Source organism: Marinospirillum sp. (assembly GCF_044810985.1).
Lineage (GTDB): Bacteria > Pseudomonadota > Gammaproteobacteria > Pseudomonadales > Halomonadaceae > Marinospirillum.
Map to the genome: position 1 here is coordinate 2807518 of NZ_CP085242.1, position 22854 is coordinate 2830371.

24 protein-coding genes are annotated in these 22854 nt (G+C 54.9%); 17 read left to right on the plus strand and 7 right to left on the minus strand.

All coding sequences use genetic code 11. From position 1 onward, the window contains the following. Positions 1-5 precede the first annotated feature (5 nt). Together LG323_RS13275 and LG323_RS13280 are read left to right on the plus strand one after the other, a co-directional pair. Entirely contained in the window at positions 6-257 is a 252-nt protein-coding gene (locus tag LG323_RS13275; protein WP_310695124.1) for a YheU family protein, read from the plus strand. Then, complete coding sequence (locus LG323_RS13280; RefSeq protein ID WP_404417093.1) at positions 254-1528, plus strand: valine--pyruvate transaminase; 1275 nt, start codon at positions 254-256, stop codon at positions 1526-1528. Before LG323_RS13275 ends, LG323_RS13280 begins: the two co-directional genes overlap by 4 nt. On the opposite strand, the gene LG323_RS13285 is transcribed toward LG323_RS13280, so the two are convergent. Then, the gene (locus LG323_RS13285) at positions 1494-2828 is read right to left on the minus strand and encodes an MATE family efflux transporter (protein WP_404417096.1); all 1335 of its coding nucleotides are present in this window, start codon (positions 2826-2828) and stop codon (positions 1494-1496) included. The two genes, LG323_RS13280 and LG323_RS13285, sit on opposite strands and share 35 nt — an antisense overlap. A gap of 125 nt (positions 2829-2953) precedes the next feature. Here LG323_RS13285 and LG323_RS13290 point away from each other — a divergent pair, with 125 nt between their 5' ends. Together LG323_RS13290 and LG323_RS13295 are read left to right on the plus strand one after the other, a co-directional pair. Then, positions 2954-3301: a hypothetical protein gene (locus LG323_RS13290; RefSeq protein ID WP_404417099.1), complete on the plus strand. Its 348-nt coding sequence runs from the start codon at positions 2954-2956 to the stop codon at positions 3299-3301. Between the two features lie 24 nt (positions 3302-3325). Then, positions 3326-3793 (plus strand): hypothetical protein, encoded by a 468-nt coding sequence (locus LG323_RS13295; protein WP_404417102.1) that lies wholly within the window; start codon positions 3326-3328, stop codon positions 3791-3793. Here LG323_RS13295 and LG323_RS13300 read toward each other — a convergent pair. After that, positions 3784-4542: an alpha/beta fold hydrolase gene (locus LG323_RS13300; protein WP_404417105.1), complete on the minus strand. Its 759-nt coding sequence runs from the start codon at positions 4540-4542 to the stop codon at positions 3784-3786. The two genes, LG323_RS13295 and LG323_RS13300, sit on opposite strands and share 10 nt — an antisense overlap. Beyond that, complete coding sequence (prlC, locus tag LG323_RS13305; RefSeq protein WP_404417108.1) at positions 4542-6593, minus strand: oligopeptidase A; 2052 nt, start codon at positions 6591-6593, stop codon at positions 4542-4544. Before prlC ends, LG323_RS13300 begins: the two co-directional genes overlap by 1 nt. Positions 6594-6749: 156 nt before the next feature. Between prlC and LG323_RS13310 the strand changes: the two genes are divergently transcribed. Both LG323_RS13310 and LG323_RS13315 read left to right on the plus strand, forming a co-directional pair. Continuing rightward, positions 6750-7292, plus strand: a complete 543-nt coding sequence (locus tag LG323_RS13310; RefSeq protein WP_404417111.1) for a gamma carbonic anhydrase family protein — start codon at positions 6750-6752, stop codon at positions 7290-7292. Between the two features lies 1 nt (position 7293). Then, positions 7294-7899 (plus strand): YjaG family protein, encoded by a 606-nt coding sequence (locus tag LG323_RS13315; protein ID WP_404417113.1) that lies wholly within the window; start codon positions 7294-7296, stop codon positions 7897-7899. Here LG323_RS13315 and rsd read toward each other — a convergent pair. Then, positions 7888-8361, minus strand: a complete 474-nt coding sequence (gene rsd, locus LG323_RS13320; RefSeq protein ID WP_404417116.1) for a sigma D regulator — start codon at positions 8359-8361, stop codon at positions 7888-7890. The two genes, LG323_RS13315 and rsd, sit on opposite strands and share 12 nt — an antisense overlap. Positions 8362-8568: 207 nt before the next feature. Here rsd and LG323_RS13325 point away from each other — a divergent pair, with 207 nt between their 5' ends. Then, positions 8569-8982, plus strand: a complete 414-nt coding sequence (locus tag LG323_RS13325; RefSeq protein ID WP_404417119.1) for a flagellar basal body-associated FliL family protein — start codon at positions 8569-8571, stop codon at positions 8980-8982. Here LG323_RS13325 and LG323_RS13330 read toward each other — a convergent pair. From LG323_RS13330 to nadC, 3 genes are read right to left on the minus strand one after another with little or no spacing between them, the layout of a single operon-like run. Beyond that, positions 8966-9781, minus strand: coding sequence for a hypothetical protein (locus LG323_RS13330; protein ID WP_404417121.1), 816 nt, complete (start codon positions 9779-9781; stop codon positions 8966-8968). The genes LG323_RS13325 and LG323_RS13330 overlap by 17 nt on opposite strands. Before the next feature lie 36 nt (positions 9782-9817). Next, positions 9818-10447, minus strand: a complete 630-nt coding sequence (locus tag LG323_RS13335) for a class II aldolase/adducin family protein (protein WP_404417123.1) — start codon at positions 10445-10447, stop codon at positions 9818-9820. Further along, on the minus strand, positions 10444-11292 hold the full coding sequence (nadC, locus tag LG323_RS13340; RefSeq protein ID WP_404417125.1) for a carboxylating nicotinate-nucleotide diphosphorylase: 849 nt from the start codon (positions 11290-11292) through the stop codon (positions 10444-10446). The genes LG323_RS13335 and nadC overlap by 4 nt, the downstream gene beginning before the upstream one ends. A 105-nt stretch (positions 11293-11397) precedes the next feature. Here nadC and ampD point away from each other — a divergent pair, with 105 nt between their 5' ends. From ampD to LG323_RS13390, 10 genes are all read left to right on the plus strand, one after another. After that, on the plus strand, positions 11398-11934 hold the full coding sequence (ampD, locus tag LG323_RS13345) for a 1,6-anhydro-N-acetylmuramyl-L-alanine amidase AmpD (RefSeq protein WP_404417128.1): 537 nt from the start codon (positions 11398-11400) through the stop codon (positions 11932-11934). 1 nt (position 11935) lies between these two features. Beyond that, positions 11936-12841 carry a regulatory signaling modulator protein AmpE gene (ampE, locus tag LG323_RS13350; protein WP_404417131.1) on the plus strand — a complete coding sequence of 302 codons (906 nt, stop codon included), beginning with the start codon at positions 11936-11938 and terminating at the stop codon, positions 12839-12841. Between the two features lie 277 nt (positions 12842-13118). Then, positions 13119-15791 carry a pyruvate dehydrogenase (acetyl-transferring), homodimeric type gene (gene aceE, locus LG323_RS13355; RefSeq protein ID WP_404417134.1) on the plus strand — a complete coding sequence of 891 codons (2673 nt, stop codon included), beginning with the start codon at positions 13119-13121 and terminating at the stop codon, positions 15789-15791. Between the two features lie 34 nt (positions 15792-15825). Beyond that, positions 15826-17475: a dihydrolipoyllysine-residue acetyltransferase gene (aceF, locus tag LG323_RS13360; protein WP_404417137.1), complete on the plus strand. Its 1650-nt coding sequence runs from the start codon at positions 15826-15828 to the stop codon at positions 17473-17475. A gap of 234 nt (positions 17476-17709) precedes the next feature. Continuing rightward, positions 17710-19746 (plus strand): methyl-accepting chemotaxis protein, encoded by a 2037-nt coding sequence (locus tag LG323_RS13365; protein ID WP_404417140.1) that lies wholly within the window; start codon positions 17710-17712, stop codon positions 19744-19746. 98 nt (positions 19747-19844) lie between these two features. Beyond that, a complete protein-coding gene (adk, locus tag LG323_RS13370) occupies positions 19845-20501 on the plus strand; it encodes an adenylate kinase (protein WP_310695105.1) in 657 nt (218 codons plus the stop codon). 101 nt (positions 20502-20602) lie between these two features. Further along, on the plus strand, positions 20603-21280 hold the full coding sequence (gene tsaB / locus LG323_RS13375; protein ID WP_404417144.1) for a tRNA (adenosine(37)-N6)-threonylcarbamoyltransferase complex dimerization subunit type 1 TsaB: 678 nt from the start codon (positions 20603-20605) through the stop codon (positions 21278-21280). 10 nt (positions 21281-21290) lie between these two features. Then, entirely contained in the window at positions 21291-21752 is a 462-nt protein-coding gene (locus LG323_RS13380) for a methyltransferase family protein (protein ID WP_404417147.1), read from the plus strand. Between the two features lie 63 nt (positions 21753-21815). Continuing rightward, the gene (locus tag LG323_RS13385; RefSeq protein WP_404417150.1) at positions 21816-22085 is read left to right on the plus strand and encodes a hypothetical protein; all 270 of its coding nucleotides are present in this window, start codon (positions 21816-21818) and stop codon (positions 22083-22085) included. After that, the gene (locus LG323_RS13390; protein WP_404417153.1) at positions 22085-22852 is read left to right on the plus strand and encodes a class I SAM-dependent methyltransferase; all 768 of its coding nucleotides are present in this window, start codon (positions 22085-22087) and stop codon (positions 22850-22852) included. The genes LG323_RS13385 and LG323_RS13390 overlap by 1 nt, the downstream gene beginning before the upstream one ends. The last annotated feature ends 2 nt before the right edge of the window (positions 22853-22854 follow it).

Sequence of the window (22854 nt, forward strand, 5' to 3'; positions counted from 1 at the left end):
AATTCATGCATCAGCGTTTTGTGGAAATCCCTTACACCCTGCTGGAAGCCGAGACTCTGGCTGCTCTGCTGGAGGTGTTTGTCACCCGCCAGGGTTATGACACCACCAGTGAAGAGACCAGTAGCCAGTGGGTGGAACAATTACGCCAGCAGATGCAAAAAGGGGAGCTGGTGATCCTGCATGATGTGGAAACCGAAACCACCGAAGTCATGACCCAGCAGCAGGCAAAAAACTTTCTGGGAGGCCTGGAAGAATGAAGATGACCGCTTTTGCCAAGAAGTTTTCCCAGGAGGCCGGAATCAACAGTCTGATGGATGACCTGGGCAAAGCCATGGCCGGTGATCAACCCATGATCATGATGGGCGGTGGCAATCCGGGGCACTTTCCGCCCGTGCAAGAGCGTTTGCGTGAGGAATTCCAGAAAATTGCCGAAGATCCTGAAGCCTTTGCCCGTCTGGTGGGCAACTATGATGCGCCCCAGGGCGAAGCGCGTTTCATCAGCGCTCTGAAGGATCTGCTCAACCAAACCTATGGCTGGAACCTGAGCGAAGAAAACATTGCCCTGACCAATGGCAGTCAGGCCGCTTTTTTCATGCTTTTTAACCTCTTTGCCGGAACCACACCGGAAGGCGAAGAGCGCCAGATCCTGCTTCCGCTTGCTCCTGAATACCTGGGCTATGCCGATGCCGGGTTGGGAGCGGATACCTTTCGCAGTGTACGCCCGATGATTGAGTACCTGGACGAGTATACCTTCAAGTATCGGGTGGACTTTGATCAGCTGGCGCTGGATGAGCGGGTGGGTGCCCTTTGTGTTTCCCGCCCCACCAACCCCACCGGTAATGTATTAACTGATGAAGAAATCAACAAGCTGCATGCCCTGGCCAGAGACTGGGATATTCCGCTGATTATTGATGGTGCCTATGGCAGTCCCTTCCCCGATCTGGTTTACACCCAGGTAACGCCTTTCTGGGATGAACAGGCGGTGCTCTGCCTGAGTCTGTCCAAGCTGGGTCTGCCGGCAGCGCGCACGGGGATCGTGATTGCCTGCCCGGAAATCATCCGCGCCCTGAGCGGTGCCAATGCCATTCTCAACCTGGCGACCGGCAGTTTTGGCCCCCAGTTGACGGAAAACCTGGTGCGTTCCGGTGAGATCCTTTCACTGAGTCGGGATCAGGTCAAACCCTGGTATCAGGCCAAGATGCACAAGGCCGTTGCGGTGCTTCACGAAGCCTTTGCCGATGCCTGCCCCTGGTACATCCACCAGCCGGAAGGGGCCATGTTCCTTTGGCTTTGGTTCCCTGGCCTGCCCATCTCCAGCCATGAACTTTACCAACGCCTGAAGGAGCGGGGTGTGCTGGTGGTTTCCGGGCATTATTTTTTCCCCGGTATGCCCAATGAAGACGATTGGCAGCATCGCCATGAATGCTTACGGGTGACCTACTCCCAGAATGATGAGCAGGTCGCGGAAGGACTGCGGATGATTGCCGAGGAAGTTAAACGCTGCTTCCATGAGAGCGCAGCAGGGTGATTCCCCGGCGATAGATCATCCAGGCCAGAAGGCCAGCCAGAAGATTGCCGACCAGGGCACCGGTGAAAAGCCCAGAAATCTCAGCTATTTGCGCACCCAGCCAGAGGCAGGGCAGATAGCAGGCAAACAGCCTCAGAATGGATGTGGCCAGGCCTCTTAAAGGCATGCCCAGGGCATTGTTGGCGGAAACCATCAACATGCAGACACCCAGAGCGGCGTAACTGACCGGGAGTTTTAACAGGTAATCCTGCACCAGTGCACTGACCTGGTTTTCCTCAGTGATCAGGCCGACCAGCGGCTGGCTGAGCAGTAACCAGAGCAGTGCAATGCCCAGTTGCCAGAGAACCACAAATCCCACGGCGAGTTTCAGCAAGCGCTCCACCGCATCCCAATCACCCGCCCCGGAAAAACGTCCCAACAATGGCGGGAGGGACATGGTCAGCGCCAGTACCACAACGATGGAAAAGAATTCCAGGCGAGTGCCCAGACCCCAGGCTGCTACTGCTGCTGTACCAAAACCGGCAACCAGGCTGGTGGCCAGGATGGCCGAAAAAGCGGGCATCAATTGACTGAGCATGGCGGGCAGGGCCGTTCCTAACAGCTTGCGGATTTCCAACACCACATTTAATCCCTGCAGATCGCTACTGATCCAGCCTTTCTTGAAGATTCTCGGGTAAGTCATCAGACCACCCAAGGCAAAAGAAACTGCCGTTGCCCAGGCCGCACCTGGCAAGCCCCAATCAAAAACAAAAATAAACAAGGGATCCAGCAGCAGGTTGAGAAGACTCACAGCCAGCATCATCAGGCCGGGAAATTTGGTATCGCCCTGGGCACGATGCTGACTGTAACCCAGATAGAGCGCGCCACCCAGCCAGGCCGCCAGCAACCAGGGTGCCCAGTAGGAATCAATCAGGGGCCGCAGTTCTTTCTCCGCACCCAGAAAATCGAGCAGCAGGGGGCGCAGCAACCACAAGAGGAGGGTCAGCAAAGCCAGCAGGCCAACCCCAGCCATCAGAATAAGCCGCCCCTGTTGCCTGGCCTTATCTGCTGCACCGGCACCCAGGGTTCGGGAAATAATCGCTGTGGTAGCAATGCCCAGACCCACCTGAAAGCCAATAATCAACTGCTGGACAGGAACAGTGAAGCCCAGGGCCGCCAGAGGATCGACGCCCAAAACAGCAATCCAGGCGGCATCCACCAGCTGATAGCTCATCAGCGCCAGAACGCCAATCAGCATCGGCCAGGTCATTTGGTAGAGAGTGCGGCCAAAGCCTATGTTTTTGATTTCGTCGGTATTCATTGCGGGTCGCGGTACTGTGAGGGTGCGCCAGCTTAGCAAAAGCAGATCAAAGCTGCGACCTTTGGCCTGATCGCAGCCAGTGAACAGACCGGTTAAACTGGGCTTTATTTAATTAGGCAAAGCTTATGAAAAAATACCTGCGTCATCCACTGACTCTGATACTGGCAGGTTTTCTACTGGCCTGGCTGTTCCTGCCGTCTGCCGGACTTCCTGAAAAGGGAATGCAGGTTGAACTGGTCAATAACAGCGACGTGATGATCGACAATATTCGCCTGGATTTTGGTTACTCCCAGGGGCAGTCGAGTATTCAATCCCTGCGTTTGCCTGCCGGGGAAACACGCACCCTGCTGCTCAACCATGAGCCGGGAGCCGGTTTTAATGTGCAGGTACGCTATGCCGATGGTCTGGAGCAGGATTTTTGTGCCAATCAGGGTGAGCAGGGGCAGTACCAGAAGGTTATACTGCAGCGATAATTCCTCAAGTATACGGAGTCTGCAATGCTCACGAATCTTTACTGGCTGGTGGTGGTTGCGCTACTTCTGGGTGTGTTTTACCTGATCAGTGTGCGTTTGGGCAAGGTGAAGCTGGCCCTGATCGTGGCCTTGGTGATGGGGGTGCTGAGTCATTCCTTTTATTATTTCTATCTGGAACAGATCCTGGTCAAAAGCTATGGTGGCTCCATGTCGCTGGAAGTTCCGGAAGGGCAGTATCATCTGGGTGTCACCTGGAAGGGAGACAATCTCTGGATTCAAAACTATGATCCCGCTGAGAACCGCTGTATTTTCCGGGAGTTTTCCCGTGGCAGCATGCTGGAGGGGCAGGTGGTGATCAATGACTGCAACCCCTTGCAACTGCTGGGCAACGAGCGCCTGGAAAGGCTGATGCAGAACCAGCCAGAGGCCCTACAGCAGCTGGAAAACACCGGGAAGCATGAAGGGGCTGGCAAGAACGACGCTCAGGAGTGATGCTGAAGAAAGTCGACAAGCACCCGGTTGATGGCATCACTGTGGGAAAGTGGCCCCATATGCCCGGCCTGAAAATGAGCCACCTGGGTGTTTGTCAGCCCTGAATCCAGCTGTTGAATGACCTGGTGGGCCGTGGGCTGGCTTAGTTCCCCCTGCATCAGCAGGCAGGGCTGGGTCACTTGCCGGGCCAGGTGTTCCAGGGTGAGGTGGGTGTTCATCAGGGCATGAAAGTCCGCGGCCACCTTGTAAATGCCCAGTGAAAAAGCCTCCTGCATTCTGGGGTGCATGGCCGCAAAGCTGCCCGCCTGGTTCCAGTAGTCGATAAAACGTTCGGCGGCTTTGTCCGCCTGACCTGCATCCAGCAGGTCACTCAGCTCTCGCATCAGAGTCAGTGCCTGCTGGCGCTCCTCACCCTGCAAAAGAAAGAAGGCCACCGGCTCATAAAGGCTGAGACTGGCGATGGGTTCGGGGAAATCATGCGCCAGCTTCAGGGCATTGACCCCACCGTAGGAATGCCCGATCAAATGCCAGGAAAAATCCTGCCAGTTGTCCGGCAATTGCTCCAGGATGGCCGCCTGCTCCTCTTCCAGGGTGACTTCCCGGCGTGTCCAGGCCTGTTTCATGGCCGGACCATAACCCAGCAAGTCCAGAGCAACACAGCGTTTTGCACCCAGCTCGGCCACCAGGGGTTGCCACTGGCGCGAGCTGGACAGGGAAGAATGCAAAAGCAAAAAGCGTGGATCAGACATCAACCCTGAATCCCATTGTGGCGAAGCAGGGCATCCACTTGGGGTTCGCGGCCCCGGAAGTTGATGAAGAGGGTCATGGCATCTTCCGAACCGCCTTTTTCCAGAATTTCTCTGCGCAGACGCTGCCCGGTTTCCGGGTTAAAAATGCCTTCTTCTTCAAAGGCGCTGAAGACATCAGCAGAGAGAACCTCGGCCCATTTGTAGCTGTAGTAGCCAGCGGCATAACCTCCGGCAAAAATATGCCCAAAGCTGTTCTGGAAACGGTTGAATTCAGCCGTGGGCACCACGCTGACCTGCTGGCGGACCTCATCCAGCAGGGCCTGGATGTCCGCTGCACTGGGTTGCTTTTTTTCCAGATGCAGGCGGAAATCAAACAGGGAAAATTCCAGCTGCCTCACCATCTGCATGGCCGACTGAAAGTTTTTCGCAGCCAGCATTTTTGTAAAGAGTTCTTGAGGCAGGGGTTCACCGGTTTCATGGTGGCCGGTCATCAGATCCAGACCTTCCCTTTCCCAGCAGAAGTTTTCCATGAACTGGCTGGGCAGCTCCACCGCATCCCAGGCCACCCCATTGATTCCGGCGACATCAGGCACTTCAATCTGGGTCAGCATGTGATGTAGACCGTGCCCGAATTCGTGAAACAGGGTGGTGACTTCATTGTGAGTCAAAAGGCTGGGCTGGCCCTTGACCGGAGGTGTGAAGTTGCAGGTTAAAAAGGCCACCGGCAATTGCATCTGCTCCTCACCGGACGGCAGGGAAAGGCGGCGACGGTTGCGGCAATCCGCCATCCAGGCACCCCCGCGTTTGCCTTCCCGGGCATAAAGATCCAGGTAAAACCCGGCCAGTGGCTGACCCTGACGCAGAACCTGAAAATACTGGGCATCCGGGTGCCAGGTGGTGACCTGGGGGTCGGCCTTGAATTCGACATCAAAGAGTTTACCGGCCACCTGGAAAAGCCCCTCCAGTACTTTGGGGGCGGGAAACCAGGGGCGCAGTTCTTCCTGGCTGATGGCGTAACGCTCCTGACGCAGCTTTTCCGAATAATAGCCGACATCCCAGGGTTCCAGTTTATCCACACCCTGTTTGGCCGCAAAGGCCTGGAGTTCGGCAAAATCCTGCTGGGCCTGGGGGTAGGCTTTGGCGGCCAGATCAGTGAGGAAGTTCATCACTTCTTCAGGGCTGCGGGCCATCTTGCGTTCTACAGAGAGGTGCGCGTAGGACTCAAAGCCCAGGAGTTCTGCTTTTTCACTGCGCAGGGCAAGAATTTCCTCCATGAGTTCAGCATTGTCCCACTGCCCGGCATTGGGGCCTTGATCCGAAGCCCGGGTGACAAAGGCGGTATAGACTTCTTCGCGCAGCTTGCGGTCATCGGCGTAGGTCAGCACCGGCTGGAGGCTGGGGAAGTTGAGCGTGAACAGCCAGCCTTCCAGGTTTTTGGCCTGGGCTTCGGCAGCAGCTGAATCCCTGGCTGACTGTGGAAGGCCGCTGAGGTGTTCTTCTTCGGTGATGAGTTTCGTCCAGCCCTGGGTGGCATCCAGAACATGATTGGAAAAACGATTGGAGAGTTCCGAGAGACGTTTTTGAATCTCGGCAAAACGCGCCTGCTGCTCCTGAGGCAATTCTATGCCACTCAAGCGGAAATCACGCAGGGTGTTTTCCAGCATCTTGCGCTGGGCCTGGGTCAGCTTCAGGGAGTCGGCTTTTTCCGCCAACTGCTTGTAAAGGGCATAAAGGCCTGGGTGCTGCTTGAACCAGGTGGAAAATTCCGAGAGTTTGGGCAGGCACCTTTCATAGGCCTCCCGCAATTCCGGGTTGTTTTTGACCCCGTTCAGATGGGAAACCGGAGACCAGGCACGGGCAAGACGATCCCCGACCTCATCAAGAGGTTCCATGCTGGACTGCCAGTCCGGATTGGCCTGAGCCAGAACAGTTTCCACCACTTCGCGGTTGGCCGCCAGGAGCTGGTCCAGGGCGGGTTCCACCTGTTCCGGTGTTATCTGATCAAAAGCAGGTAAGTCAGTGATGTTCAGCAGGGGGTTGTTGGCACTCATGGGGTTTCCTATGCAAAAATTGATTGAAATCATTCTATCAGACTGAGATGCGGTGTTAGTGCTCCAGTTTCAAGCAGGGGCACAAAAAACTTGCCAAAGTGGTCGGGGCTTGTAAGCTGTGCCCATTCTTTGATCAACAGCAGGATTGAATCTTTTATGACCGTCAGAAATTACCAAGGCTATACCCCAAAACTGGGCGAAAGAGTTTTTGTTGATCCCACTGCGGTGGTACTGGGTGATGTTGAGCTGGGCGATGATGTGTCCATCTGGCCAATGGCTGTGGTTCGTGGTGACATGCATCGTATTCGCATCGGTCGGGGAACCAGTGTTCAGGATGGCTCGGTTTTGCACATCACCCATGCCAGTGATTTTAACCCTGGCGGCTACCCCCTGGTCATAGGTGAAGAAGTCACCATCGGCCACAAGGCCGTGCTGCATGGCTGTACCCTGGGCAACCGGATTCTGGTGGGTATGGGCGCGATCATCATGGATGGTGTGACGGTGGAAGATGAAGTGATCATTGCTGCCGGTGCCCTGGTGACTCCGGGGAAAACCCTGCAGGCGGGGCATGTTTATGCAGGCAGCCCGGCCCGTCAGGTGCGTGCAATCAGTGACAAGGAAAAGCGCTTTTTCAGTTATTCAGCCGGTAACTATGTGCGCCTGAAAGACAAGCATCTGGCAGAAGGCTGGGAGGCCTGACATGAGCGAGAAAAAGCCACCCTCTTTCAATGAGCGCTTGCGGCGTCTGCAGCCCTGGCAACAGTTGGCTTTTGCCACCGCTCTGGCGCAAAGGGCAGCGCCCAACTACCTGTTGTTCTGCGAAGCAACGGCTTTTGGAGACACCCAGGCGTATCAGAAATTGCTGAATCTCTTGTGGGAAAGCCTGCTGGCCAAGGATGCCAAAATCAACTGGGCCGTGCAGCAGGACAAGCTACCCGAGCTGCAGCCCGAACCGGAGGATTTTGAGGTTTACGGGGTGTATCCGGCGCTGGATGCGGTCATGGCGCTGGAGGTTGCCGTTGAGCAGGCGCTTAAACAGGATGAAGAAAATGCGGTGCGCGCCAGTAAACTGTCCCGCTCCACGGTGCGTCAGTATCTGGAGATGCAGGCCCCTGACGATCTGGATGAAAAAGAGCTGGGGCAGTGGATTCGTTACCAGGATCTAATGGCGGATGAAAATGCTTTTCAGGATGAGCTGCTCAGCCAGGTGACGGCCCAGTTCCAGCCGCATAACCCGCTGCTTAAAGGGGTCAGGTTACTGGCGAGAAATGAGGGAGTCAGTAACCTGGGAATTTCACTGGACTAGCTGTGCAGATTCTTCAGGGGCGTGGGCCGCATGCAGTTTGGCAATCAGCAGGTCTTCCTGCTCAAAACGTTCAGCCAGCAGTTCGCCTGTGTGCCCCAGGGTTTTTTCCAGGTCGGTCAGGCTTAAGGGAGCCAGGTGGTCTTCATCCTGCATCAGCTGCTGGGTGGATTCATGCAGCCAGGGGAGGGTGGTGTCAAGGAGCTTCAAGGCTTCCTGGTCATTGAAGGCCTTGGCTTCGTGCATGAGTTGCTCGAAAATCTCAAAATGCCCGGCGCTTAAATAATCGACCAGGAATTCCCGGAATTCTTCAATCCGGGCAGTGGTCACCTTGCCATTGTCATGCAGAGCCTGGCTTAAGCGGGTATAACTCACCAGGAGTTCACGCCGCTCACTGAGCCAGCGGTCAATCAGCTGATGGACACCACCCCAACGTTCCTGGGCATTTTTGCAGGATTCCAGCATGATTCACTCCCGATGCTTGTTTTATTGAGCCATTAGTTTTACGTATTTATCAGCCGCTGTGCAAGGCCAAAATTCTTCGGAGCACAAAATTATTGCCAGACTTTACCCCCTGGCTATCGTGTTTAGAGGTGACTTAGGCTAGCCTAGGGGGCGGGAAATTTATAAACTTGAGATGATGCTATTGATGAGGCTCTTAGGGAGAGAACAATGCGCACACCCTTGATGTACCTATTGCTGGCTTTCAGCCTGTTGTTTTTGCCAGCCCAGTCTTTTGCTCAGGAAGAAGAGTCTTCTGAGAATGATGTTTTTTATCTTGAGTTGTCCCCCGGTTTTGTGACCAACTATGGTGGCCCCGGGCGGCTGAAATATCTGAAAGCGGACATCACCCTGGAGCTGGGCAGTGCCCGTGCTCACCAGGCTGCAGAGCAGCATATCCCTTTGGTGCGTAATACTATAGTGCTCAATCTGGCCCGTCAGTCGGAAAACAATGTGGTGACGTCGCGCGGTCAGGAACGTATTCGCATGGAGCTGAAAGAAGTGCTGAACCGCGCTCTCGAAGAAGAGGTTGGTTCAGGTATTGTTGACGAGGTGCTGCTGACCAACTTTATTTATCAGAACTGAGGCTTTCCTGCTGCTCCTCGTTCTGTTCCTCCTCGCTAATATCATGCTGACCCAGTGCAGGAAAGATAAAAGTCAAATCCTCGCTGGGGTGTAAGCGTACTTCCTGGGTTTCCAGCTGGCCTGTCTTGCGGTTGACCAATTGCTGTTCGGGTGGCAGAGGGCCCAGGATGGTTATTTCGGCATTGGCCTCTGCACTCAGTTTTTGGGCTCTGCGGGCAAGCAACCTGTCTTTTATCCAGGGCAGGCGATACCCCATCCCCGTTAGTAACAGTCTGCGCATTCCAGCGCTTTTCAATAAACTCATGAGGACGGGCAGGGGGTTGGTGTGCAGGCGCAAAAGCCGCCAGAAGTCCAGGGATGACAAAGGCTGGTCGGGATGGGTTCGGAAAGTGAAGTAGCGCACCCTGTCCTGTTGTTCACCCACGGCAAAGCTGAAGCCCTTGACCGGCAGAAGAAAATACTCCAGCCCATAACCCATGCGGTGAGCCAGTTCCAAAGTGCTGGCCCCGGCAACCACAGTGACCTTTTTGGCCTGCAACTGTTTGCCCTGGGGCGTCTTGGCAAGCAGCAGACCCTGAGAATCATAGCGCAAATCAACCACGTGCATTCCGGCCAGGAGTTCGCACTGGACTCCCCGCTGCTGGGCCGCTGTACCTGCCTCCACGCCCACTTTCGGGAAAGCCAGTTGCCGGTCGGTTACAGCAAGGGTCTGATCGCTGGCTGTTGTTTGATTGAGCAGCGAGGCAGCATAGCGTCCTCCGCCAATAATGAGTTGGTCATAAATTCTTGTCGCCGACATAAGACTTACCCTTTCTGTGAACTCTGACTTGTATTGTTACTGGCCTGGGTTGGACTGTAAAGCGTAGAGCTTTTCAGCAGCTTCTGCCAGATTTCTTCCCCAGGCCAGGAGGCCATCCTGATGGCCGAGCATGACGACCAGGCCGGAGGAGGAGTCCGCCTTTTGACGGATGGCCTCGGCCATGGCCGGAGTGCCATAGGGAATGTTTTCCGGGGTGCAGGCCAGTGACTGTTGGGCGGCCAGTTGCCAGAGATCGGGAGCATGTCCGTGTATTACCGCCTGGATTTCCGGGTTGGCCTGATAAAGAGCGGCATGGCTCAGGGCTTCAGAGGAAGGCGGTTGGCTACCCTCTGCCTCAACCCGGTTGTGGCGGGTGTCTGCTGCAATCACCCAGGGCCAGGCATCCGAATCCAGCCAATCCAGATGTCCGGTTTGGGAGGCGGTAATCACAAAAGCATCAGGCTCTTGGGGGTCGGGTTGCCGCAGGCTCAGATTGCCAAAACCCAGCCCTTGGTATCTTTGCGGATTCTGGCCGATCCAGCCTGCGACTTGCATTTCATTGCGCCAGTGGTTCAGTTCTTCCAACAGGGATTCAGGCCAATGCCGCTTTTTTTTGTGCAGCTGACAGGCATACTGGATCACACCTTCTTGTTGTTGGCTGCTCATCCGATCAGTCTCATGGATAAATCCAGGCTTTGAATGTCCTTGGTCAAAGTGCCCAGAGAAATAAAATCCACTCCCGTTTCCGCCACGGCCACCAGATTCTTGCGGGTAATGCTGCCGCTGGCTTCCAAACCGGCCCGGCCCTGAGTGATGGCAACGGCTTCTCGCGTTTGTTCCAGACTGAATTCATCCAGCATGATCCGGTCTGCACCGGCTTTCAGGGCCTGGTTCAATTCCGCAAGGTTTTCCACCTCCACTTCAACCGGTTTGCCGGGGGCCAGCTTGCGAGCTGCCTCGACTGCCGCCTGGATGCTGCCCGCTGCGGCAATATGGTTTTCCTTGATCAGAAAAGCATCAAACAGGCCGATGCGGTGGTTGTGACAGCCACCACAGGTCACGGCATATTTTTGTGCCAGGCGTAAGCCCGGCAGGGTTTTGCGGGTATCCAGCAACTTCACGCGGGTGTGGGCGACCCGGTCTGCCAGCTCGCGACAATGGCTGGCGGTAGCCGACAGGGTCTGGACAAAATTCAGGGCTGTGCGCTCACCGGTCAGCAGGGCGCGGGCCGGGCCTTGCAAACGGAAAAGAGTCTGTCCGGCCACCAGACGCTCTCCCTCTTTGACCAGAAGGCTGACCTGAACGCGGGTATCCAGCTGGCGAAAAACTTCCCGAACCCAGGGGCCACCACAAAAAACACCTTCCTGACGGGTAATGACCCGGGCCTGACTGTAACGATCTTCCGGTATCAGTTGAGCCGTGATGTCACCAGAGCCAACATCTTCCTGTAAGGCAAGTCTGACCTGATGTGCTAGGCTGGAAGTTTCGGGTGGCTGAATAAACTGCTGCATTTCCTGGCTCCGTTTATTGATAAAAACACTCAAGACTGGGCATTATAGGCTGACAGCCAGTTCTTGGCTGTATCTGGACTGGAAAAAACGGACGACAGGCAAACGATGAGAATTGTTGATCACTGGCTGGAGGAAGCAAGAGCTTGCCCTTCGCCTTTTTACAACGCCCGACCCAACCAGGAAATCAGCCTGCTGGTGATCCATAATATAGCCCTGCCACCCCGAACCTATGGCGGTGGCTGGATCGAAAAATTGTTTACCGGGGTTTTACCGGCTGATCAGCATGCTTATTTTGCTCAGGTGGCGGATATGCAGGTTTCCTCGCACCTTTTGATCACCCGAACGGGCGAGCTGGTGCAATTTGTTGGCTTTGACCAGAGAGCCTGGCACGCCGGGCGTTCGTGTTTTGAAGGTCGTGAAAACTGCAATGACTTTGCTCTGGGCATCGAAATGGAAGGTTCGGATGATCAGCCCTATACTCAAATTCAGTATCAACAATTACGGGCAGTGACCCGCTTGTTAATGGAAACCTATCCGCACATTTCCAAACAACGGATCTGCAGTCATGCAAGCATTGCCCCCGGTCGCAAGACCGACCCGGGCCCTGCTTTTGATTGGCAACGCTATTTATCGGAGTTATAGGATGAAATTTTTTGTGATCTTGGCAGTGCTGGTGTTGAGAGGTATGCCCGGCCAGAAGCTGACCCGACCTTTTGACCGGGCTTTTCTGGGTTGGCAACGCTGGATTGCTGCACGCCTGGGCTGCCGGTTGGGTGCTGCACCCGGATTTCTGGCAGCAGTCCTGCCCTGGGTTCTGATTTTATGGCTGTTGCTGTGGTGGCTGCATGCAAGCTTCTGGGTTTTGCCCACACTGGCCGTGCATCTGCTGGTGGTTTTTTATGCTCTGGGGCGGCGCAGTGAACTGGTCTGGGTTGAGCGCTATATGGTTGCCTGGCGTCAGGGCGATCACCAGGCGGCCAGCTATTATGCTGAAGAAATTCTGGATGATAATGATCTGGGTGATGATGCCTGCCAACTGCATGCCCGGGTGGTTGCGCGTTTGATTTATTTTGCCTTTGACCGTCTGTTCCTGGTGCTTTTCTGGTATCTACTGCTGGGGCCGGTGGGTGCGCTTCTGGCCCGTTTAAGCGAACGCACCATCAGCAATGCGCGCAAAGAAGAGCAGGCACAGGAAGACCTGGCTTGTGATGAACAGGTCAGCCTTTTTCACCGGGTTCTGGAATGGCCTGCAGCGCGATTGATGGGCCTGAGTCTGGCTCTGGTCAGTCGCCCCCTGCTGGGTCTGCGCCAGTTTGCCAGTGATCTGCTGCGCTGGAAGCTGACCAGTGAAGATTTTCTCAACCGTCAATTGCTGACTGGCTATGGCATTCTGAGTCGCGATCAGGAAGCCAGGGATGTTTTTGCCCAGAGACCGGAAATCATGACTGAAGAGGCGGACCAGGAGCTGGCACAGATGAAAGAAAGAGTCTGGCGAGTCCTGGCCCTTTGGGTTGCGGTGACTGCCGTTGGGGTTATTTTCTGGAGCTAGATAAGCAGTGAGTGTGCTGTTTTCTGCAAAAGGGCTTTTATTTGATTTTTTTTGTAGTAAAATTACAAGAATGAAAAGAGAGAGGGAAAGTGCTTGCCGCCCCAGTATTTGTGCTGCATTGCAGCATGAAGTTCGCGGTTTTTTCTGCTTTCCTAAGAGGTGGATGGATGCAGTTGTACTGGAAAACCTCTTAAATCACCGAATTTTTCTGGCCTGATCTCTGGTATCTGTAGTCAGGCTACATTGCTGTTTATATCCAACCAAGCGGAGAAGTTATATGAATCAGGAGGTAAAAGACCTGGATCCAGTCGAAACCCAGGAGTGGCTGGAATCACTGGACTCGGTATTGACCCATGAGGGCGAAGAAAGAGCCAAGTTTTTGCTGACCCAACTGGCTGATCGCATGCGTCGCGATGGTTCTCAGTTACCCTTTTCCATAACCACCCCGCATCGCAACACCATCCCTGTTCATCGTGAAGCCCGTATGCCGGGTGATCTTTTCATGGAGCGTCGGGTTCGCTCCCTGGTGCGCTGGAATGCCATGGCCATGGTGATGCGCAGTAATAAAGCCAAGCCGGGTATTGGCGGTCATATTTCCAGTTTCATGTCCAGCGCCACCCTTTATGACGTGGGCTTCAACTATTTTTTCCGAGCCCCCAAAGATGATTTTGAAGGCGATCTGATTTACTTCCAGGGTCATGGTGCACCGGGTGTCTATTCCCGCGCCTTCCTGGAAGGACGTTTGAATGAAGATCAGCTCAACAACTTCCGTCAGGAAGTCGATGGCAATGGCTTGTCCTCTTACCCTCACCCCTGGTTGATGCCGGATTTCTGGCAGTTCCCCACGGTATCCATGGGTCTGGGCCCTATTCAGTCGATTTACCAGGCCCACGTGATGAAGTACCTGGATTCGCGTGAGCAAAAACCCATGCTGGATCGCAAGGTCTGGTGTTTCATGGGTGACGGCGAATGTGATGAACCTGAATCTCTGGGTGCAATTTCTCTGGCGGGTCGTGAAAACCTCGACAACCTGATTTTTGTCATCAACTGCAACCTGCAGCGTCTGGACGGCCCGGTGCGCGGTAACGGTCGCATCATGGATGAGTTGGAAGGTGTCTTCCGTGGTGCCGGCTGGAATGTCATCAAGGTGGTCTGGGGTCGTCACTGGGACCCACTGTTTGAAAAAGACACCAAGGGTTTGATGCAAAAACGCATGGATGAAGTGGTGGATGGTGAGTACCAGAACTACAAAGCCAGCGGCGGTGCCTATACCCGCGAGCACTTCTTCGGTGAAAACCCGGAGCTGAAGGATATGGTCAAGGATCTGACCGATGAGGACATTTATTCCCTGAACCGTGGTGGCCATGACCCCTACAAGGTCTACGCGGCTTACCACGAAGCCGTTAACAACTCCAACGGTCGTCCCACGGTGGTGCTGGCGCATACCGTGAAAGGCTATGGCACCGGTGATGACGGTGAAGCCAAAAACGACACCCACTCGGTCAAATCCCTGCAGATGGAAACTCTGAAAAAATTCCGCGATCGTTTCGGGATTCCACTCAGTGACGACCAGCTGGAAGATGTCCCCTTCTATAAACCGGCCGATGACAGCCCGGAAATGAAGTACATGCACCGTACCCGTGAAGAATTGAACGGCTACCTGCCTGCACGTCGCAGTGATTTTGAAGCCCTGCAAGCTCCAGCTCTGGATGACAAGGCCTATGAAGCCATGTTGCAGGGCTCCAAAGGTCGGGAGATTTCTTCCACCATGGCTTTTGTGCGCATTCTGACCGGTCTGGCCAAAGACAAAAAAGTCGGGCAGCGTATTGTCCCCATCGTACCCGATGAGGCACGTACTTTCGGTATGGAAGGCATGTTCCGCCAGCTGGGTATTTACACGTCCGAAGGCCAAAAGTACAAGCCGGAAGATTCTGGCCAGATCATGTACTACCGCGAAGACAAAAAAGGCCAGATCCTTGAAGAAGGCATCACCGAAGCGGGCGCCATGTCAGCCTGGATAGCCGCAGCAACCAGCTACAGCAACAACAACTATCCACTGATCCCCTTTTATGTCTACTACTCCATGTTTGGTTTCCAGCGTATTGGTGACCTGGCCTGGGCAGCCGGTGACATGCAGGCACGAGGCTTTTTGATTGGTGGTACCGCCGGTCGCACCACCCTGAACGGTGAAGGCCTGCAACACCAGGATGGTCACAGCCACCTGATGTCCGGCACCATTCCCAACTGCCGCAGCTACGATCCTACCTACAGCTATGAGCTGGCGGTGATTATTCAGGATGGTCTCAAGCGGATGTATGAAGATAAGGAAAACTGCTTCTACTATCTGACCATCATGAATGAAAACTACGAGCATCCCGAGTTGCCGGATCGCAAAGGCATTCAGGAAGAAATCATCAAGGGGATGTATCTGCTCAAGGAAGGCGGCAAAGCCAAGCAGAAAGTGCAGCTGCTGGGCTCAGGTACTATCCTTCGGGAAGTGGAAGCCGCTGCCGAACTACTGAAGAAAGACTTTAATGTCGAAGCGGATATCTGGAGTGCCACCAGCTTTAACGAGTTGCGTCGGGAAGCTCTTGCGGTTGAGCGCCACAACTTCCTGAATCCGGAAGCTGAGCAGCAAAAACCTTTTATCACGCAGCAACTGGAAAGTCGTCAAGGGCCAGCGATTGCGGCTACCGATTATATGAAGCTCTTTGCTGATCAGGTACGGGCCTGGGTGCCTACCGATTACAAGGTGTTAGGCACGGATGGTTTTGGTCGCTCGGATACCCGCGAGAAGCTGCGCCATTTCTTTGAAGTGGATCGCCACTTTGTCGTCGTTGCCGCCCTGAAAGCCCTGGCTGACCGTGGCGAAATTGAAGCCAAGAAAGTCACCGAAGCAATTAAAAAATACGGTATCGATCCGAAAAAATGCGATCCCTTATATTGCTGAGGCCGATCTTGACCGAATTTTAAGGAGCAAAGTCTTGAGTAACGAAATTATTAAAGTGCCCGATATTGGTGGCAATGATGATGTCGAAGTCATCGAAATCAACGTCAAGCCAGGCGACCGGATTGAAGAAGAGGATACCCTGATCGTTCTGGAGTCCGACAAGGCCAGCATGGATATCCCCAGCCCCAAGGCAGGTGTGGTGAAAAAGCTGCTGGTCAATGAAGGCGACAAGGTTAACGAAGGCACCGATATTCTGGAGCTGGAAGTTGAAGGTGCAGCGGAGGCCGAAGAAGAAAAACCGGCCGAGGCTGAAGAAAAAGCACCTGAGCCCCAGGCTGAACAGGCCGCCCCCAAAGAAGAGGCCAAGCCAGCAGCCAGCAGCAAGGAAGAAATCCGTGTACCCGATCTGGGTGGACACGATCAGGTGGAAATCATCGAAGTAGCCGTCAAAGCCGGTGATTCACTGAACGAAGAAGATCCACTGATCACTCTGGAAACCGACAAGGCCACCATGGATGTGCCCAGCCCCTTTTCCGGCAAGCTTTTGGAGCTGCTGGTCAAGGAGGGCGACAAGGTTTCTGAAGGCGATCTGATCGGCTATATGCAGGCCGAAGGGGCCGGTCAGGAAACTGAATCTCCTGCAGCTGCTGCCCAGCCGGAAAAAGCCGCAGACAAGCCTGCTGAGAAATCAGCGTCGCAAACCGCTGCACCTGCTTCCCAGTCTGCCGCACCTCAGCCTTCGGCTGTGGCTGAGCAACCCAATAAATCGGTGCATGCCGGTCCTGCCGTGCGCATGTTGGGTCGTGAACTGGGTGTGGATCTTGCCCTGGTCAAGGGCAGTGGACCCAAGGGTCGCATTCTGAAGGAAGATCTGCAGAATTACGTCAAGCAAGTCATGCAGCAGACCCAGAAGGCAGGGGCTGCTGCGCCTGGAGCTGCCGGTGGTGCCGGAATTCCTCCCGTCCCGGTTCAGGATTTCAGCAAGTTCGGGGATGTTGAAGAAAAACCCATGGGTCGCCTGCTCAAAGCGGGTGCGGTCAACCTGCACCGTTCCTGGCTGAATGTGCCCCATGTTACTCAGTTTGAACAGGCGGACATCACCGAACTGGAAGGCTTCCGCAAAGGGGTGAAAGCCGAAGCGGAAAAACAGGGTGCCAAGCTGACGCCTCTGCCTTTCATTATCAAGGCCTGTGCTCTGGCATTGCAGACCTACCCCCAGTTCAATGTCTCGATTGGTGCTGAAGGCGATACCCTGATCTGGAAGAAGTACATCAATATCGGTTTTGCCGTGGATACGCCGGATGGCCTTCTGGTTGCCGTGGTCAAGGATGCCGACAAGAAGAGCATCTACGAGCTGGCGCGGGAAACCGCTGATCTGGGGGCACGTGCACAGAAGAAACAGCTCAAGGGTGATGACATGAAAGGCAGCTGCTTCACCATCTCCTCTCTGGGTTCCATTGGCGGTACGGCTTTCACGCCCATCGTCAATGCTCCCGAAGTGGCTATCCTGGGTGTTTCCAAAGCCAGTATGCAGCCGGTCTGGGATGGCAGCAGCTTCCAGCCGCGCCTGATGCTGCCCTTGTCACTGTCTTATGACCACCGTGCCATCAACGGTGCTGATGCAGCCCGCTTTACCAGCTTCCTGTCGCAGCAGTTGGGTGATATCCGCAAGATGTTACTCTAATCAGTACAAATCAATACAAAACTGTGTAGAGCGCTAACAGCCCGATCAGTCAGACTGGTCGGGCTGTTTTTTTGGGCAGGAAAAAACTTTTCTTTACAGTGTTTTGTGAATTTATGGGCAAAATTGTTAAACGATCGTTTGATTTTTTCCCAGGTTTCGCTAAGGTAGACAGCATGTCCTGCAGTGAACCGCTGCCATTAACAATAACAAAGGGCAACCTTGAGGGCTCAAGCAATGTTGAAACGACTGCTGCAACCAGGTATGGCATTAATGAACCGCCTGGCTTATTTCTCAAAATTCTCGTTGGTCGCCGTCCTTTTTCTTCTGCCTATGTTGATACTCAGCAGCATCCAGATCCAGCAACTCTGGGATGACCTGCAGCAACTGCAAAAGGAAAGAGATGGCCTGGCACTTCAGGAACAAACACTTCAACTGGTCGCTGCCGCCGAAGATTACCGTGATCTGTCGGCACTGCAGGAAATCCGTAACCTGGCTGAATCCCGCCGCCTGGCTGAAGAGGCCCGGGAAACCTGGCGCAGCACCTATCAGGACATTTACAGTCTCAGTTCCCAACAACTGCAGGATAAAAACCTGTCCGCCAACCTCAAGGCGATTGAAGAGCAGGCAGAAGCCCTTTTTGCCCATGAAGATCACCTGGGCAACCTGAGTACGGCCCTGTCGCATTATCAGCCTCTGGTAATCAGCTCGTTGCGGGTGGCCCAGGAGCTGCGTCAAAGCAGTGACCTGATGCGGGACTCGCGGGTGGAAATTCAACTGCTACAGATGCTGCTGAATTCCGAACTGCCTCCCTTGCTTCACAGCGTCAGCCTGGGTCGGACTTATGGCAGCCGTGTCCTGATTCAAGGCTACATGGATTCACGCAGCAGTAATGAGCTGGAAGACGTTTTGGATCAAATGGGGCGTCAGGCCCAAAGCTGGCAATCCGTACTCGACAGCCTGGCTTTCCGGGCCCCGGAACTGGCTGAAAACCTGCAACAACTGGGCAGCCAGGTCAGCGAGGGGCTGGCTGATTACCAGACCCAGTTGGAGGATCAGGTGGTTTTTGCCGTCAACCTGGATACGCCCTGGGAAGAGTTTTATCAGGCCAGCCTGGAGCCCCGTGAACTGCTGCTGAATGTGGGGCGTCAATTGCTGGAAGAGGGCGATCAGATTCTACAGGCAGCCGAGACCAGTCAGACCCGGAACCTGATAGTTCTGGCAAGCTTGCTGTTATTGCAGCTGTTTGTTGTTGCCTACCTCTACACCTGTTTTTATGTTTCCATGCACAGCAATATGCGCAGCCTGTTGAGCAGTGTGAAAACCCTGGCAGAAGGTGATCTGAGGGTCACGCCCAAAGCTACCACCCAGGATGAAATGGGTACCCTGACGCAGGCCTTTGGCAGCATGTCGCAACGTATGCGCGAACTGGTCAGCATGGTCAGTGAAAGTGTTGACCAGGTTAGCCAACAGGCAGGGCAGGTGGCTGAAAATGCAGGCACCGCCAGCAGCACCAGTGAAGAACAGCAGGGAGAAACCCAGCAGGTGGCCACCTCCATGAACCAGATGACGGCAACAGCCACTGAAGTGGCCGAACATGCCGTAAGTGCCGCCACCTCAGCCGGAACCGCCCGGGAAGAAGCGGAGCGGGGTCAGCAGGTGGTCGGTGAAATGAGCGAGCGCATGCAACGCCTTGCAGGGGCCTTGCAGGATGCCAGCCAGGCGGGCAGCTCCCTGGTGGAGCGTAGCAACCGGATTGGTGAAGCCCTGGAAGTGATTCGCGGGATTGCCGAACAAACCAACCTTCTGGCCCTGAATGCGGCCATAGAGGCAGCCAGGGCCGGTGATGCCGGTCGCGGTTTTGCCGTGGTGGCCGATGAGGTTCGCTCTTTGGCCAGTCGTACCCAGAACTCGACCCATGAAATTGCCGAAATCATTGCCGATCTGCACCAGGGTGTGGATGGAGTGGTCGGGCATATTGACAAGAGTCGTGAACGGGCCCAGCAAACAGCCGAACAGTCCGAACAGGTGGATGCGGCACTGGGTTCGATTCTCAAAGGGGTCATGGCGATAGATTCCAAGAGCCAGCAGATAGCAGCAGCGGCAGAAGAGCAGTCGGCTGTGGCCAGCGAGATCGATGCCAACCTGGCACGCATTCGCGATGGCAGTGAAGCCAGCGCTCAGGGTGCCCAGGCTACGGCAGCCTCAAGTCAGGCCCTGACCCAAACCACCCGGAAGCTTCAGGAGGCCATCAGCGCCTTCAAGGTTTTCTGAATCTACTCGCCTTATGTCTTAGTCCCCAATGCTTGTCAGCTGCGGGGACTCCCTGTATTGTCCTCTAATCCAAAAAAACACCACAAAAGGAGACAAACATGCGCTTAATTTTGTTAGGCCCACCAGGCGCGGGTAAGGGGACACAGGCCCAGTTTATCTGTGAAGCATTTGATATTCCGCAAATTTCTACCGGTGACATGCTGCGTGCTGCGGTCAAGGAAGGCACCGAGCTGGGTCTGAAGGCCAAAGAAATCATGAATGCCGGTGGCCTGGTTTCTGATGACATCATTATTGGTCTGGTCAAGGATCGCATTGCCCAGGCGGATTGCGCCAAGGGTTTCCTGTTTGATGGTTTTCCACGCACCATTCCCCAGGCTGATGCCATGAAGGAAGCAGGCGTCAAGCTGGATCATGTGGTTGAAATTACCGTTGATGATGAAGAAATTGTTCAGCGTATGGCCGGTCGCCGTGTTCACCCTGCATCAGGTCGCACCTACCACATCACTCATAATCCACCCAAGGTGGAAGGTAAGGATGATGTGACCGGTGAAGATCTGATTCAGCGTGAAGACGACAATGAGGATACGGTTCGCCATCGTCTGGCTGTTTACCACGAGCAGACTGCACCTCTGGTTGAGTACTACCAGGCGTGGGCCAAACAGGACCCTGAAGAGGCGCCTGAATATGCCTGCATCAAGGGCGTGGGCAGTGTCGAAGACATTCGTGCTCAGGTGCTGAAAGCTCTGGGTCAATAACCGCGCCAGAAGCTTCCCCGAGGCCTGAAGTTTCAGGCCTCGTTTCTGCAACAGCCTGCTATACTGCCTGCCTTTCATTCTTAACCCGTGACTGCTGACTTATGAGCAAAATTCTCGCTCTGGACACCTCTTCAGACGCCTGTTCGGTAGCGCTATGGAAGGACGGCGAACTTTTCGAAGACTTTCAGTTGCTGCCTCGCCAGCATGCCCAGGCCATCCTGCCGCAGATCAAACAGCTTCTGGCCAAGGCGGATTTGTCATTGCCGCAGCTGGATGCTGTCGCTTTTGGCCGTGGGCCAGGCTCCTTTACAGGCCTGCGCATTGCTGCTGCAACGGCTCAGGGACTGGCCCTGGCGCATGACCTGCCAATTCTTCCTGTCTCGACCCTGCAAGCCCTGGCCTGGACGGCGCAGCATAAATATTACGCCCGCAAGATCCTGACTCTTTTGGATGCACGCATGGACGAGGTCTATTGGTGTGCCTGGGAAGCGGGCGAACAACAGCCCCTGGCCCTGATGACAGAAGCCCTGGGCAAACCCGAAGAGGTGTTGCCGCCGGGCAAAGAGGATCAGGACTGGCTGCTGATTGGTTCCGGTGCGCGTTACAGTGAGCGCCTGCCTCCCATCCTGCGCAGCTGCATTCAGCAGGAACTGCCTGATGTTTACCCCAGTGCCTCGGCTCTGGTGCAACTGGCCCAAGTGGCCTGGGAAAAGGGTCAGGCGGTTGATGCTGCCGAGGGGCAACCGGTTTATTTACGTGATCAGGTTACCCACGGGTAAGGAGATGAAAATGGCTCTGCTGCACACACGGGTTCCCCCTTTGTTATTGACCTTGCTGCTGCTACTGGCTCTCTGGCTGCTCAGTTGGGTCACCCCGGAATTTCAGGTTTACCATCCTGTGCGTTTTCTGGTTGCCGGTCTGATGCTGGCGGTGGGCAGCTACTTTTGTATTGCCGGTGTGCTGGGCTTCAGACGCGCCAACACCAGTGTTGATCCGCGTAACCCGGAAGCGGCTTCCAACCTGGTCACCGGGGGCGTTTACCAGATCAGTCGCCACCCCATGTATCTGGGTTTTGCCTGTCTTCTGGTGGCCTGGGGTGTTTACCTTTCTTCACCCTGGCTGTTGCTGGTGTTGCCCCTGTTTGTACTCTGGATATATTATTTCCAGATCCGGCCTGAAGAAAAAACACTGGAAAACAAGTTTGGTCAGGCGTTTCTGGATTACAAGGCCAAGGTGCCCTGCTGGTTATAAGTAAAGTTTTATTAACCGGGGTCGATATTCTGGATTCGACCTTTACCTGGTTCAGGAGTGAATATGCGCGTTCAGGGTTCCCTGCAGGCCCCTTTGCCCCAGCCGCTGAAGCGGCGCAAACAGACACCGGAAAAAGCGGGTGAACAGGCTGCTTCCAGGCCGGAAGTGATACGTCTGGCACCGGAAATTGATTATATTTCCGGTGAGGAAACGCCTGACTGGGATGCCGCCGAACTGTCGGCTTCTGCACGCCGTGCCCTGCAGGGTTACTGGTCAGTCGCCCACCAGGGACACCTCTGGGCGGAGTGGCGTCGTGTTGATGTCTATGTCTGATGCTGGTTTGTAAGCAGCCTTCCGCTTTTCCCCAGGCCCATGTCTGGTCTGAGCAACTGCAACTCCCTCTGCTTGAAAACAACCCCGCAAGTGGTTTTTATCTGCTTTATGATCAGCAGGGCTTGGCCCTGGCCAATGCCGATGACCCCAAGGTGTTGCCGGTCAGAGTCGATTTTCTGAGCGGAGCCACAGCGCACCGCCGAATTTATGGCGGCGGTCGCGGACAGGCCCTGGCCAAGGCCTGTGGCCTCAAGCCGGGTATTACCCCACGTATTCTGGATGCCACTGCAGGTCTGGCCGGTGATGCTTTTGTGCTGGCCAGTCTGGGTTGTGATCTGCTGGCCATTGAGCGCCATCCCTGGATAGCGGCTCTGGTTGAAGATGCCCTGCAGCGCTCAGCACCCGATCCGGAAGTGGCTGAAGTTACGGCACGCCTGAAGATGCGCAAAGGCGATGCCACTTGTGAGCTGGACAGACTGGCCCGTCGTGAAGATTTTGCACCTCAGGTGGTTTATCTCGATCCCATGTTCCCGCACACCGAAAAGACGGCTCAGGTCAAAAAAGAGATGCAGTTTTTCCGCGAGCTGGTGGGCAAGGATGAAGACGCTGATCTTTTGCTGGATCAGGCCCTGAACCTGGCCAGCCACCGGGTGGTGGTCAAACGTCCCCGCAAAGCTCCGCCGCTGGCTGGTAAGGAACCTGGTCTGGTTCTCAGTGGCAAGGCCAACCGCTTTGATATCTATCCGCTCAAGTCTCTGCGTGAGTGATC

Coding starts and splice junctions, on each gene's coding strand:
- rsd (WP_404417116.1), bottom strand. CDS start 8,361: ATGCTGGAATCCTGCAAAAATGCCCAGGAACGTTGGGGTGGTGTCCAT.
- adk (WP_310695105.1), top strand. CDS start 19,845: ATGCGCTTAATTTTGTTAGGCCCACCAGGCGCGGGTAAGGGGACACAG.
- LG323_RS13290 (WP_404417099.1), top strand. CDS start 2,954: ATGAAAAAATACCTGCGTCATCCACTGACTCTGATACTGGCAGGTTTT.
- nadC (WP_404417125.1), bottom strand. CDS start 11,292: ATGCAGCAGTTTATTCAGCCACCCGAAACTTCCAGCCTAGCACATCAG.
- LG323_RS13390 (WP_404417153.1), top strand. CDS start 22,085: ATGCTGGTTTGTAAGCAGCCTTCCGCTTTTCCCCAGGCCCATGTCTGG.
- LG323_RS13380 (WP_404417147.1), top strand. CDS start 21,291: ATGGCTCTGCTGCACACACGGGTTCCCCCTTTGTTATTGACCTTGCTG.
- LG323_RS13335 (WP_404417123.1), bottom strand. CDS start 10,447: ATGAGCAGCCAACAACAAGAAGGTGTGATCCAGTATGCCTGTCAGCTG.
- LG323_RS13280 (WP_404417093.1), top strand. CDS start 254: ATGAAGATGACCGCTTTTGCCAAGAAGTTTTCCCAGGAGGCCGGAATC.
- LG323_RS13385 (WP_404417150.1), top strand. CDS start 21,816: ATGCGCGTTCAGGGTTCCCTGCAGGCCCCTTTGCCCCAGCCGCTGAAG.
- aceE (WP_404417134.1), top strand. CDS start 13,119: ATGAATCAGGAGGTAAAAGACCTGGATCCAGTCGAAACCCAGGAGTGG.
- LG323_RS13285 (WP_404417096.1), bottom strand. CDS start 2,828: ATGAATACCGACGAAATCAAAAACATAGGCTTTGGCCGCACTCTCTAC.
- LG323_RS13325 (WP_404417119.1), top strand. CDS start 8,569: ATGCGCACACCCTTGATGTACCTATTGCTGGCTTTCAGCCTGTTGTTT.
- ampE (WP_404417131.1), top strand. CDS start 11,936: ATGAAATTTTTTGTGATCTTGGCAGTGCTGGTGTTGAGAGGTATGCCC.
- LG323_RS13295 (WP_404417102.1), top strand. CDS start 3,326: ATGCTCACGAATCTTTACTGGCTGGTGGTGGTTGCGCTACTTCTGGGT.
- LG323_RS13310 (WP_404417111.1), top strand. CDS start 6,750: ATGACCGTCAGAAATTACCAAGGCTATACCCCAAAACTGGGCGAAAGA.
- prlC (WP_404417108.1), bottom strand. CDS start 6,593: ATGAGTGCCAACAACCCCCTGCTGAACATCACTGACTTACCTGCTTTT.
- tsaB (WP_404417144.1), top strand. CDS start 20,603: ATGAGCAAAATTCTCGCTCTGGACACCTCTTCAGACGCCTGTTCGGTA.
- LG323_RS13300 (WP_404417105.1), bottom strand. CDS start 4,542: ATGTCTGATCCACGCTTTTTGCTTTTGCATTCTTCCCTGTCCAGCTCG.
- ampD (WP_404417128.1), top strand. CDS start 11,398: ATGAGAATTGTTGATCACTGGCTGGAGGAAGCAAGAGCTTGCCCTTCG.
- LG323_RS13330 (WP_404417121.1), bottom strand. CDS start 9,781: ATGTCGGCGACAAGAATTTATGACCAACTCATTATTGGCGGAGGACGC.
- LG323_RS13275 (WP_310695124.1), top strand. CDS start 6: ATGCATCAGCGTTTTGTGGAAATCCCTTACACCCTGCTGGAAGCCGAG.
- LG323_RS13365 (WP_404417140.1), top strand. CDS start 17,710: ATGTTGAAACGACTGCTGCAACCAGGTATGGCATTAATGAACCGCCTG.
- LG323_RS13315 (WP_404417113.1), top strand. CDS start 7,294: ATGAGCGAGAAAAAGCCACCCTCTTTCAATGAGCGCTTGCGGCGTCTG.